This window comes from Martelella sp. HB161492 (genome assembly GCF_013184775.1).
In the GTDB taxonomy this organism is placed as follows: Bacteria; Pseudomonadota; Alphaproteobacteria; order Rhizobiales; family Rhizobiaceae; genus Martelella.
Genome location: NZ_JAATVV010000010.1, coordinates 67,411 through 80,131, shown reverse-complemented (window position 1 = coordinate 80,131; position 12,721 = coordinate 67,411). Strand labels below are relative to the sequence as shown.

The 12,721-nt window shown below is 60.2% G+C and carries 10 protein-coding genes; 8 read left to right on the top strand and 2 right to left on the bottom strand.

Translation table 11 applies throughout. From position 1 onward, the window contains the following. The first annotated feature begins 51 nt into the window (after positions 1-51). The 4 genes from HCK86_RS16775 to coaBC all read left to right on the top strand — a co-directional run bounded on the left by HCK86_RS16775 (position 52) and on the right by coaBC (position 5,727). Positions 52-1,455 (top strand): helix-turn-helix transcriptional regulator, encoded by a 1,404-nt coding sequence (locus HCK86_RS16775; RefSeq protein ID WP_176085632.1) that lies wholly within the window; start codon positions 52-54, stop codon positions 1,453-1,455. A gap of 320 nt (positions 1,456-1,775) precedes the next feature. Beyond that, the gene (nspC, locus tag HCK86_RS16770; RefSeq protein WP_348641092.1) at positions 1,776-2,873 is read left to right on the top strand and encodes a carboxynorspermidine decarboxylase; all 1,098 of its coding nucleotides are present in this window, start codon (positions 1,776-1,778) and stop codon (positions 2,871-2,873) included. A gap of 142 nt (positions 2,874-3,015) precedes the next feature. After that, positions 3,016-4,260 carry a saccharopine dehydrogenase family protein gene (locus tag HCK86_RS16765; protein ID WP_176085630.1) on the top strand — a complete coding sequence of 415 codons (1,245 nt, stop codon included), beginning with the start codon at positions 3,016-3,018 and terminating at the stop codon, positions 4,258-4,260. Positions 4,261-4,503: 243 nt separating this feature from the next. Next, the gene (gene coaBC / locus HCK86_RS16760) at positions 4,504-5,727 is read left to right on the top strand and encodes a bifunctional phosphopantothenoylcysteine decarboxylase/phosphopantothenate--cysteine ligase CoaBC (RefSeq protein ID WP_176085629.1); all 1,224 of its coding nucleotides are present in this window, start codon (positions 4,504-4,506) and stop codon (positions 5,725-5,727) included. On the opposite strand, the gene HCK86_RS16755 is transcribed toward coaBC, so the two are convergent. Then, positions 5,711-6,040 (bottom strand): chaperone modulator CbpM, encoded by a 330-nt coding sequence (locus HCK86_RS16755; RefSeq protein WP_210245264.1) that lies wholly within the window; start codon positions 6,038-6,040, stop codon positions 5,711-5,713. The genes coaBC and HCK86_RS16755 overlap by 17 nt on opposite strands. Further along, positions 6,037-6,978, bottom strand: a complete 942-nt coding sequence (locus tag HCK86_RS16750) for a DnaJ C-terminal domain-containing protein (RefSeq protein ID WP_176085628.1) — start codon at positions 6,976-6,978, stop codon at positions 6,037-6,039. The genes HCK86_RS16755 and HCK86_RS16750 overlap by 4 nt, the downstream gene beginning before the upstream one ends. A gap of 212 nt (positions 6,979-7,190) precedes the next feature. On the opposite strand from HCK86_RS16750, the gene HCK86_RS16745 reads away from it, so the two are divergent. The 4 genes from HCK86_RS16745 to HCK86_RS16730 all read left to right on the top strand — a co-directional run bounded on the left by HCK86_RS16745 (position 7,191) and on the right by HCK86_RS16730 (position 12,626). Next, complete coding sequence (locus tag HCK86_RS16745; protein WP_176085627.1) at positions 7,191-7,391, top strand: DUF2892 domain-containing protein; 201 nt, start codon at positions 7,191-7,193, stop codon at positions 7,389-7,391. A 17-nt stretch (positions 7,392-7,408) separates the two neighbouring features. Beyond that, entirely contained in the window at positions 7,409-8,407 is a 999-nt protein-coding gene (locus HCK86_RS16740; RefSeq protein WP_246739643.1) for an efflux RND transporter periplasmic adaptor subunit, read from the top strand. Beyond that, positions 8,404-11,604: an efflux RND transporter permease subunit gene (locus HCK86_RS16735; protein WP_176085626.1), complete on the top strand. Its 3,201-nt coding sequence runs from the start codon at positions 8,404-8,406 to the stop codon at positions 11,602-11,604. Before HCK86_RS16740 ends, HCK86_RS16735 begins: the two co-directional genes overlap by 4 nt. Positions 11,605-11,816: 212 nt before the next feature. Further along, positions 11,817-12,626 (top strand): LuxR family transcriptional regulator, encoded by an 810-nt coding sequence (locus HCK86_RS16730; RefSeq protein WP_176085625.1) that lies wholly within the window; start codon positions 11,817-11,819, stop codon positions 12,624-12,626. Positions 12,627-12,721: the final 95 nt, after the last annotated feature.

Here is a 12,721-nt window from a genome sequence, read left to right as displayed (position 1 = left end):
TTATAAAATAGGAAATATGAAATTGCGAATTTGCAAAATCCGGATGGACCCATGGCAACAGGCAAGCTCTTCATCGGCCGGAAAGTGCGCGAACTCCGTCTCGCCAGCAGGCAGACCCAGGCGCAGTTTGCCGAGCGGCTTGGCATTTCAACCAGCTATCTGAATCAGATCGAGAGCAATCAGCGCCCCGTCTCCGCCACCGTGCTTGTGGCGCTGGTCGACAAGTTCAAGCTGGATTTCTCGGAACTGGCCAGCGGCGAAACCGACCGGCTGCTGTCGGCCCTTTCGGAAGCCCTCAGCGATCCGCTGTTCGAAGCCTACAGCCCGAGCCCGCAGGAACTGAAGCTGATCACCCAGAATGCGCCAGGCTTTGCCCATGCGCTGATTGCCTGCCACCAGGCCTATCGCCGCAATTCGGAGCAGCTGGTCAGCATTGACCGCGATCTCGGCCGCGGCCTGACCGAGATGACCGCCTATGAGGAAGTGCGCGACTTCTTCCACTTCGTCGACAACTATATTCATGACCTCGATGCGGCTGCCGAAAGCCGCGCGGCAACGCTGAAAGCAGCCTCCCACGATCAGCGCCCGGCGCTGGCGGATCATCTGAAGCGCGCCCATGGCATTCGCGTGGCCTATGCCACCGACACGGCGCTGCAGCGTGACTACAACCGCAAGACCGGCGTGCTGACGCTCAATGCCTATGCCCCACCCTCGTCGCAGGCCTTTCAGCTTTCAATCACCATTGCCCAGCAGGAAGCCGGTGAGATCATGGACCGGCTGATCGCCGATGCCGGTTTCCGCAATGAGGAGGCAGGCGCGATCTGCCGCCTCGGCCTTGCCAATTATTTTGCCGGCGCGCTCTTGATGCCCTACGGCATTTTTGCCCGGGCCGCACGCGAGATGCGCCACGATATCGAACTGCTGTCGCTGCGTTTTGGAACCTCGCTGGAGCAGGTCTGCCACCGGCTTTCCACCCTGCAGCGGCCAAACGACAAGGGCGTGCCGATTTTCTTCGCCCGCATCGATCGCGCCGGCAATATCACCAAGCGCCACAGCGCCACGCGGCTGCAATTTGCCCGTTTCGGCTCGGCCTGTCCCTTGTGGAACGCCCATTTCGCTTTCGAGGCTCAGGGCAGCATCATCCGTCAGCTGGCGGAAACCCCGGATGGCGTCGGCTACCTGTCACTCGCCACCGCCGTTTCCAGAGGGCCAGGCGGCTTCAGCCGCTCGCGCGTCAACCATGTGCTGGCCTTCGGCTGCGAGATCACCCATGCCGATGCCTTCGTCTATGCAGACGATCTGGCAACATCCGACCGCAGCCGCTTCGACCCGATCGGCATTTCCTGCCGGATCTGCGAGCGGGCGGATTGCCCCAGCCGCGCCCAGCCACCGTTGAAACGCAGCATCGTCATCGACGCCGACCGCCGTGCCGATCTGCCTTACGGTTTCCTCTAGGGCATGATCCACCGGCCGCAGCGCTGCTTCAAGCGCACGGAAACCGCTTCACGCTGACGGTGGGCGGGCGCGACCATCTGTTGAAAATGACGGCCGATACCGCCTTTGCCATCGACAGCGTCACGCCTGCCGCCAGGCCGTGTCCGGCAGAAATCACGCTACGCCTGAACGCGCTGCCTGCGCAAAAAATGCCAACTTCGCTTGATTTTGCCGGTACCTTCGATAGATAGACGGTGCCTGCGGCGCGACAGATGCGCCGCAGATTTCCGGTTGAAACCGGAAAGGACGAAACATTGCCTCCAGCGAAAGGCCGAAAGCACATTATGCAGACGCCCTATTATCTGATCGACATGCAGCGCCTGAAGGCCAACATGGAAAAGATCGCCTGGCTGCGCGAGCATTCCGGCGCCCGCGCGCTTCTGGCCCTTAAGTGCTTTGCCACCTGGTCCGCCTTCGAGATGATGAGCCGCTATATGGATGGTACCACCTCGTCCTCGCTTTATGAGGTCAAGCTCGGCCGCGAGAAATTTCCCGGCGAAACCCACGCCTATTCCGTTGCCTATGCCGATCATGAAATCGGTGAGGTGCTGGCAAATTGCGACAAGATCATCTTCAACTCGATCGGTCAGCTCACCCGTTTTGAAGACGTCTCCAGCGACAGGATCCGCGGCCTGCGCGTCAATCCGCAAGTCTCATCGTCCGATTTTGACCTTGCCGATCCGGCGCGCCCCTATTCGAGGCTCGGCGAACATGATCCCGAGCGGATCGAAACCGTCATGGACCGGATTTCGGGCTTCATGTTCCACAATAATTGTGAGAATGAGGATTTTGACCGGTTCGAAGCCATGCTCGGCGTGATCGAACAGCGTTTCGGCCATCTGCTTGCCCGGCTCGACTGGGTTTCACTCGGCGGCGGAATCCATTTCACCGGTCCCGACTATCCGCTCGCGAAGCTTTCGGCGCGGCTGAAAGCCTTTGCCGAGAAATACGGTGTCCAGGTCTATCTCGAGCCTGGCGAGGCGGCCATCACCGGGGCGGCAACACTGGAAGTCACGGTTCTCGACACGCTCAACAATGGCAAGGATCTCGCCATCGTCGACAGCTCGATCGAGGCGCATATGCTTGATCTCCTGATCTATCGTGAAAGAGCGAAAATCCTGCCGGATACCGGCCCGCACAAGGTCATGGTCTGCGGCAAATCATGCCTTGCCGGTGATATTTTTGGCGAATTCTCGTTCGAAAAGCCCCTGAAAGTCGGTGACCGCCTGTCGGTCGAGAACGCCGCCGGCTATACGATGGTCAAAAAGAACTGGTTCAACGGGGTTGCCATGCCGGCCATCGCGATCCGCGAAGACGATGGCACGATCCGCGAGGTCCGCCGCTTCGGCTTTGAGGATTATGTCGCAAGCCTGTCATGAAACCGATCCGACGCGCCCCTAAAAAGGACGCATTACTGAATCTCATGGCAGGCCGGAAAAGGCCTGCCGGAACCTTGCTTTTCGCAGTCTTGCCGGACGGGAAGAACCCCGCCATGCTGCTTGAACCGGAGGTGTTTGCCCGATGAAGAAGAATGTACTGATTATCGGCGCTGGCGGGGTGGCCCAGGTGGTGGCCCACAAATGCGCACAGAACAATGACCTGCTCGGCGAAATTCATATCGCTTCGCGCACCGGTGCCAAATGTGAGGCCATTGTCGAAAGCGTCCGTGAAAAAAAGGCCATGAAGGTTGCGGGCGTGATTGCAGCGCATGAACTCAATGCGCTCGACATCGCCGCCACCGTCGCCCTGATCAGGAAAACCGGCGTTGAGATCGTCATCAATGTCGGAACCGCCTTCCTCAACATGTCGGTTCTGGAAGCCTGCCTGGAAACCGGTGCGGCCTATATCGACACGGCGATCCACGAAGAGCCGAACAAGATCTGCGAAACGCCGCCCTGGTATGGCAATTATGAATGGCAACGCAAGGAACGCTGCGCGGAAAAAGGCGTGACCGCCATTCTCGGCGCCGGCTTCGATCCCGGCGTCGTCAATGCCTATGCCCGCCTCGCCAAGGACGATTATGTCGACACGATCACGGATATCGACATCGTTGACATCAATGCCGGCGACCACGGCAAGTATTTTGCCACCAATTTCGACCCGGAAATCAATTTCCGGGAATTTACCGGCGTGGTCTATGCCTGGCAGAACAATGAATGGACCACCAACAAGATGTTCGAGATCGGCAAGGAATTTGACCTTCCGGTGGTCGGCAAGCGCATGGCCTATATGAGCGGCCATGATGAGATCCATTCGCTTTCCAAAAATATGGGTTCACCCAATGTCCGTTTCTGGATGGGGTTTGGCGAGCACTACATCAACGTCTTCACCGTGCTGAAAAGCCTTGGCCTTTTGTCGGAACAGCCGGTGAAGACCGCTGAAGGCCAGGAGGTTGTGCCGCTCAAGGTGGTCAAGGCCGTGCTGCCTGATCCCTCCTCGCTCGCGCCCGGCTATACCGGAAAGACCTGCATCGGCGACTTCGTCAAGGGCACCAAGGACGGCAAGCCGGCCGAAGTGTTCATCTACAATGTCGCCGACCACAAGGAAGCCTACGAGGAAGTCGGCTCGCAGGGCATTTCCTATACGGCCGGGGTTCCGCCGGTGGCTGCGGCCATGCTGGTTGCTTCCGGCGAATGGGATGCCAGGACCATGGTCAATGTCGAGGAACTCAATCCCAAGCCTTTCCTGCATATCCTGAACCATATCGGCCTGCCGACCCGGATCAGGGATGAAAATGGCGACCGGGCAATCGATTTCTCGAAGTAGCGCCCTGACCTGTCGCGCCGGACGCCGGAAACGGTTTTGCCTGGCACGATGCGCAGTCTCAATGTGCTGAGCGCCATGTATCCGAACGGAGGCATGGCGCTTCAGCGGACCGATCGCCCGACAAGAGGCGCCGGAGCCGGCGCTGCAGCCCGTCGCAACACAGCAGCCGCCGGAACGCAAAGGCGGGGTTTTTCTTTTGCTGCTTCGTGCTAAAACCGTCCCGACGAAACGGGCGGACAAGACATGTCACTGAAAGACAAACGCATTCTGCTGATCATTGCCGGCGGCATTGCCGCCTATAAGAGCCTCGACCTGATCCGCCGGTTGAAGGAGCGCGGCGCGGCCGTCACACCGGTGATGACCAAGGCGGCAGAGGAATTTGTCACCCCGCTTGCCGTCGGCGCGCTGTCCGGCGGAACGGTCTTTACCGATCTCTTCTCCCGCACCCAGGAGCAGGATGTCGGCCATATCCGTCTTGCACGTGAGAATGATCTGATCATCGTCGCACCGGCAACCGCCAATCTGATGGCGAAGATGGCCCATGGTCTTGCCGATGATCTCGCCAGCGCCGTATTGCTGGCCCGCGACTGCCCGGTGCTGCTGGCACCGGCGATGAACCCGAAAATGTGGTCGGCCCCGCCAACACAGCGCAATCTCGCAACGCTGCTGATGGACGGCGTCGAGACCATCGGCCCGATGAAGGGTGAGATGGCCGAACGCGGCGAAGCCGGCAAGGGCCGCATGGCCGAGCCGATGGAAATCGTCGTGGCGGCGGAAAAGCGGCTGGATGACAGCCCCAGACCGCTGGCCGGAAAGCACGCGATCGTGACGTCGGGTCCCACCGTGGAAGCCATTGATCCGGTGCGCTACATCGCCAACCGCTCATCGGGACGCCAGGGCCACGCCATTGCGGCAGCGCTTGCGCGGCTGGGGGCTCAGGTCACCCTCGTATCCGGCCCGGTCGCCATTGCCGATCCTCCAGGTGTTGAGACGCTCCATGTGGAAAGTGCCCGCGACATGCTGAAGACGGTGGAAAAGGCCCTGCCTGCCGATATTGCCGTGATGGTCGCGGCCGTCTCCGACTGGCGCGCCGCCGATACGGCGCAACAGAAGATGAAGAAGAAGCCGGGCGAAGCGCCGCCACCGCTGGCGCTCACGGAAAATCCCGACATCCTGAAAACCATCGGCCATCACGCCAGACGACCGCGCCTTGTGGTCGGCTTTGCCGCCGAAACCCGCGATGTCACCGCCTATGCCACCGACAAGCTTGCCCGCAAGGGGGCGGATCTGATCGTCGCCAATGACGTCTCCGAAGAGGGCGTGATGGGCGGCGGCCATAACCGGGTGACCCTGGTGACAAAGTCGGGCGCCGAGGAATGGCCGGACATGAGCAAGGATGCCGTTGCCGAGCGGCTGGCGCACTGGATTGCCGAACGCTTCGTCGCCCAGGCTAGCCTGCCATTCTGATCCGCTGCAGGATCGCCGAACAGGTTTCCGGCCCTTCCGCCAGAACGGCGGCATCAAGTGTGCGCACATGACCGCGCAGCGTGCTGACTTCATCCAGAAGCCCCAGAATGAGCGGCACCGCCTCGTCATTGACCTCCATATCCTCCGTCAGTTCGACAATCAGGGCCAGACGGGCAACATCCGTTTCGTCAAAGGTCGGACCAAGGGCGCCAGGCTGCGGCCTGACCCAGCTGCGGGTGATGCAGATGGACAAACGCTCCACCGTCAGCCTGTCGAGCCGTTGAAGAACCTCATTCTCGCTCAGCATGCTCATCTTTGCTCTCCCTTCCAGCCCGCGCGCGGATCATAGGCATTGCCGACCCGCCAGCTGCGGATTGCCTCTGCCAATGCCTCATCCGCCTTCGGCGGCAAGACAATCTTGAGGGTCACCAGCAGATCGCCGGCGCTGCCGCCGGACTTGGGCACGCCTTTGCCCTTCAGCCGCATGACCCGGCCGGAGGAGGAGTTCGCAGGCACCTTGAGATTGACGCGGCCCGTCGGCGTCGGCGCGGAAACGCTGCCACCCAGCACGGCCTCATCGACAGAGATCGGCAGTTCCATCGCCACATCATCGCCAATGCGTTCAAACACCGGATCCGGCGCGACGCTGATGCGGACAAAGGCATCGCCGGCCGGGCCGCCATTGAGGCCGGGTTCCCCCTTGCCGGAAAGCCTGAGCGTCTTGCCATCCTCGATACCGGCGGGAATGGACAGCTCGATCCGGCCGCCTTCGGGCAGATCGACCGTTTTTTTGGTTCCCAGAAGCGCTTCGATGAAGCCGACCGTCATCTGGAACTGCCGGTCCTGACCGCGCATTTTCATCCGCGCGCCGCCACCGGCCCCAAAGCCGCCGCGGCGGCCGCCAAAGGCCTGGGAAAAGAAATCGCCAAGATCATCGAAATTGCCGTCATAGCCATAGCGGCCCGACGGATCGGCCTCCGCATGGCTGCGATAATATTGCCGCTGCGGCCGCTCCTGCTGGTTCTCATCGATCTCGCCGGCATCATAGCGCCGGCGCTTGTCCGGATCAGACAGAAGATCATAGGCAGCGGTCACGTTCGAAAAGCTCTCGGCCTTCTTCTTGTCGCCGGGATTGAGATCGGGGTGCAGGGTCTTCGCCAGCTTGCGATAGGCCTTCTTGATATCCGCCTCGCTCGCATCCCTGGCGACGCCAAGCACGTCATAGGGGTTTCTGGTTTCGTTCTGCGCCATCCTGATTTCCGTTCAAAGGCAACATCCGTTGCGTTGTTTGCAGAAATTTAGGCATTCACCGCCGCGGTTTCCAGATCACGCGGATGTGATCGGCGCTTATTCTCGCCGCGCCAGCCGGAAGAGAACCGGCCGCGGGGGTCGAAACAGTCCTTGCAAATTTTCAATAATATCGTATATACGAAACTACGTATATTAACACGAGGGAGTTCGTCATGTCGCTTGATCGTATGGTTCTGGCCTTTGCCGGCATTATGGTTCTGATTTCCGTGCTGCTGACTGCGCTTGTCAGCATCTATTTTCTCTGGTTCACGGCCTTTATCGGCATCAATATGCTGCAGTCGGCTTTCACCGGTTTCTGCCCGGCCGCGATGATCTTCCGCAAGCTCGGTTTCAAACCCGGCTGCGCGTTCTGAAAGCCTGACGAGGGGCAATGATGATGAAAATTCCGTTCTGGCATTCCGCCATGATCGCCGGCGCCGTGCTCGCCGCATGGCCCGCCATGGCCGCGACACTGAAGCTTGAGCCCGTGACCGTTCCGGAATGGAAGGCGGTCTATGGCGCCGTCGAGGCACGCGACACCATTCCCGCCCGCGCGCGCATTGGCGGCACGCTGGAAACACTGGTGGTGACCGAAGGCGACGCCGTCAAGGCGGGCGATGTCATCGCAACCGTGAAGGATGACAAGCTCGACTATCAGATCAAGGCCTATGAGGCCCAGCTTCTCGGGCTGGAAGCCTCGCTGAAAAACGCCCAGTCGGAACTGGACCGCGGTCAGCAGCTGAATGAACGCGGCGTGCTGTCGAACCAGCAGCTCGATACGCTGAAAACCAATGTCGACGTGGTCACCAACAATATCGCGGCAACCAAGGCCAATATGGAAGTCGTGTCGCAGCAGATGCATGAGGGTGAAGTCGTGGCACCGGCCACCGGCAAGGTTCTGACCGTGCCGCTGGTCAAGGGGTCCGTCATTCAGTCGGGTGAAACCGTGGCGACGATCGGCTCCGGCGGCATTTTCCTGCGCCTGTCGATCCCCGAGCGTCATGCCAGTCTGCTCGCGGAGGGTTCGACCCTGGAAATCAGCCGCGCCACCGACGGCGCGCTGCAGCAGGGCCGGCTGGTCAAGCTCTATCCCGAACTCGAGAACGGACGGATCATCGCCGATGTCGATGTCACCGCCGATAATCTTCAGGCCGCCTATGTCGGGCAGCGCATTCTGGTGCGCGTTCCGATCGGCTCCCGGCAGGCGCTGATGGTGCCGGCAGACGCTGTCACCACGCGTTATGGCCTCGATTTCGTGACCGTTGACGCCGGCAATGGCGAAACACGCGAGAAAACCGTGATCACCGGCCGCCACAACACGGTCGATGGCAAGGATATGGTCGAGGTGCTGACCGGGCTCGAAACCGGCGATGAGGTGATCCTGCCATGAAACCGCAAAAGCTCGGGATTGCCGGCGGTCTGACGAAGAGTTTCATCTCCTCGCCGCTGACGCCCCTTTTCCTGCTGGCAGCGCTCGCGCTTGGTATTGTGGCACTGTTCACGCTGCCACGCGAGGAAGAGCCGCAGATCTCCGTTCCCATGGTCGATGTCATTGTCGAGGCCCCGGGCCTGAAGGCCGAGGACGCGGTCAAGCTGGTCACCGAACCGCTTGAGACCATCATCAAGGGCATCAATGATGTCGAGCATGTCTACAGCCAGACCAATGACAACCAGGTCATGCTCACCGCCCGCTTCAAGGTCGGCACGCCGGCCGATTCAGCGGTGCTGCGCGTCCATGACAAGGTCATGGCCAATATGTCGGCAATCCCCGTCGGCATTCCCGAGCCTTCCATTGTCGGCCGCACCATTGATGATGTTGCCATTGTCGCGCTGACGCTGACGCCCAGCGCCGACAAGGGCCAGGATGTGACGGCGGCCGATCTGTCACGCGTCGCCCGCGAATTGCAGACCGAGCTCACCAAGATCGACGATGTCGGTCTGACCTATCTCGTCGGCGAGACCGGCGATGCGATCCGTATCGCGCCCGATCCGGAAAAGCTGGCGCTGTACGGCGTCAGCCTGCAGGCCCTGACGGCCAAGGTGACGGCGGCAAACCGCGCCTTTTCGACCGGCACCGTGCGCAACAGCAATATGCAGATCGACGTCATGGCGGGCGAAACGCTGTCGACGCCGGAGGAGATCGGCAACCTTCTGATCACCACCAATGACGGCCGGCCGGTCTATGTCCGCGATGTCGCCAATGTCAGCTTCATCACCAATGATTCCGATGCCATCACCGCCAATGTCTCGCTCAATGCCGATGGCTCGGTCGATCGCGTTCCCGCCGTCACCCTTGCCGTTGCCAAACGGGCGGGCGCCAATGCGGTGACCGTGGCCGATCAGATCCTGCATCGTGTGGATGAGCTGAAGAGCCGGCTGATCCCCGACACGATGAGTGTCGCGGTGACCCGCGACTATGGCGAGACCGCCAATGAAAAAGCCAATGAACTGCTGTTCCACCTGGCACTGGCAACCATCTCGATCATCATTCTGGTCGCCATCGCCATTGGTCTGAGGGAAGCGCTGGTCGTTGCCATCGTCATTCCGGTGACGATCCTTCTGACGCTGTTTGCCGCCAATATCATGGGCTACACGCTGAACCGCGTTTCGCTGTTCGCGCTGATCTTCTCGATCGGCATTCTCGTCGATGACGCGATTGTCATCATCGAGAATATCGCCCGCCACTGGGCGATGAAGGACGGGCGCTCGCGCGTTGGCGCCGCCATTGATGCGGTCGCCGAAGTCGGCAATCCGACCATTGTCGCAACGCTGACCGTGGTTGCCGCCCTGCTGCCGATGATGTTTGTCTCCGGCATGATGGGCCCCTATATGAGCCCGATCCCGGCCGTGGCCTCGGCGGCAATGATCTTCTCCTTCTTCGTTGCCGTGATGATCACGCCATGGCTGATGGTGAAGATTGCCGGCACGGCCAAGCTGCACAATGAGGATGCCCATGGCGGCGGCCTTCTCGGCAGGGCCTATGCAGCCGTTGCCCGGCCGATCCTGAAAACCAAGTTCAGGGCCTGGAGCTTCATCGCCATCGTCGTCATCGCCACCTTCGGCTCGCTGAGCCTGTTCTACACCAAGCATGTCACGGTGAAACTGCTGCCCTTCGACAACAAGTCGGAACTGCAGGTCACGCTGGACCTGCCGGAAGGCTCATCGGTCGAAGAAACCGATGCGGTTGCCCAGGCCGTTGCCGCCGTCGTCCTCAAAACGCCGGAAGTAGTCTCGGTGCAGACCCATGCCGGCACCGCCGATCCCTTCAACTTCAACGGCCTCGTCCGCCACTACTACATGCGTGAACAGCCGCAGCAGGGAGACGTGCAGATCAACCTGACGCCCAAGGGGGAGCGCTCGCGCACCAGCCACGAGATCGCGCTTGACCTGCGCCAGCAGATCCTTGCCGACGTCAGCGTGCCGGATGGCACGTCGCTCAAGGTCGTCGAGCCGCCGCCCGGACCGCCGGTCATGGCGACGCTTCTGGCGGAAATCTACGGGCCCGATGCCCAAACCCGGCGCGCCGTTGCCGAAAAGGTGCGGGAAGCCTTCAATTCCGTGCCCTTCATTGTCGATGTCGATGACAGCTATGGTCAGCAGACCAAGCGGCTGCGGGTGACAATCTCCGGCGACGATCTCGAATATTACGGTGTTTCGGAAGACGATGTCTTCGACACGCTGCAGGCGCTGAATGCCACCACCACGGTCGGTTATTCGCATCGCGGCGGCGGCCGCCAGCCGATCCCGATCGAGATTGCCCGTCCCAAGGGTGACAAGGTGCTGGATGAAAGCTTCCTGGCAACGCCGGTTCCCTCGTCGCAAAGTGACGGTACGACTTCGGATGTCGTCGAGCTTGGCGACGTGGTGAAGGTCACCGAGGAGCCGACCTCTTACACGATCTTCCGCCATAACGGCCATTTCGCCGATATGGTCACGGGCGAGCTTGCCGGCGATTTCGAGGCGCCGCTTTACGGCATGCTGGCCGTTCAGGACGTTATCGACAAGATGGACTGGGGCAACCTGCCGAAGCCGGTGATCAAGCTTCATGGCCAGCCGGAAGACGAGGCCGAACCTGTGCTGTTGTGGGATGGCGAATGGGAAGTGACCTGGGTCACCTTCCGTGACATGGGCGCGGCCTTCATGGTGGCGCTTCTGGGGATCTATATCCTCGTCGTCGCCCAGTTCGGTTCGTTCAAGGTGCCGCTGGTCATCCTGACGCCGATCCCGCTGACCTTTATCGGTATCATGGCGGGGCACTGGCTGTTCCATGCGCCCTTCACCGCGACATCGATGATCGGCTTCATCGCGCTCGCCGGTATCATCGTGCGCAACTCGATCCTGCTGGTCGATTTCATCCGCCATGCGAAATCGGAGGACGTGCCGCTGACGGAAACCCTGATCGAGGCTGGCGCCATCCGCTTCAAGCCGATCCTGCTGACGGCACTCGCAGCCATCATCGGTGCGGCCGTCATCCTGGCCGACCCGATCTTCCAGGGGCTGGCAATCTCGCTGCTGTTCGGGCTGATCTCGTCGACACTTCTGACGGTTCTGATCATTCCCGCCATCTACCGGGTACTGCGAACCTGAAGGCGGAGACTTTGAACAACAGGCCGGGCCGCGTCCTGAAGCGCGGCCCGGTCACCGATCTGCGGATAGCGGCCGCATGGTTTCGCCGTGACCGACGCTGTCGAAAAGAGGCTCCATTTTACCCGCATTGCTGCCAGCAGGGGGCCGCTATTCTATTTTAGTTTGCATTCCGTTCGTTCATCGGACATTTTTGCGATGCACCTTTCAGGGAGGTGTCAAAATGGGGTTTCCTGCTCGTCAGGCTAAGCAAGGGAACAAAGCGTCCTTTGAGTAAGATTAATTCGATTCTGGAATTTCTCGTCATCGCGCATGAGGTCAATCGCCATGGCGACGTTGGTGCTGCGCTCAAAAAGGCAATCAACGCCTATCAATTCAAGCATTTCGGCCTTCATCAGCTTGTCGTCATAGATGGCGCCCGGTTCCCGGAACCCATATGGCAGGTTCTGCCGCCCTACTCGTTCGAGCATTATCTGGACAAGGAGTACTATCGCGTTGATCCGACCATGCTCCACCTCGAGACAGCGCAAGCACCCTTTTCCTGGGAAACCGCCTATCAGGTCATAAACAGCGACAGCCCGAATTATTCACAGGTTAAAATGCTGCGGGCCGAGGCCATCAGCTGGGGCCTGGTCTCGGGCTTCTGCCTGCCGGTGTTCCGTCGCGAGGGGCTCGTCGCCAATCTCTGGATCGCCTCGGATCTCAAGATCGATTTGTCGCCGTTCGAACTGACGCTGTTTTCTGCCATGGCGCATGTGGCTTACCATTGCCACATAAAGTTTGGCGGCGCATCCAAGCCGAGAATACCACGCGCAACCGGCAAGAATAATATGCTGCTAAGCGAACGCGAGCAAAGCATTTTGACCAGGCTGGCGGAGGGCATGACCTCGATCGAGATCGGTCGCTCGATCGGCATTTCAAACCATACGGTCGATTGGTATGTGAACGGCCTGCAGGAAAAACTTGGCGCACGCAACCGACAAAATCTGATAGCATCTGCCTTCCGAATTGGGCTAATCTCCTGATTGCGCCAGAATTACGTCCATGTCGCCTGTAAGCGATTTGCGCTTCAGCGGGTCATTGACTATGAATTTTATCAAGCGAATTTTCCGCCCGTGCT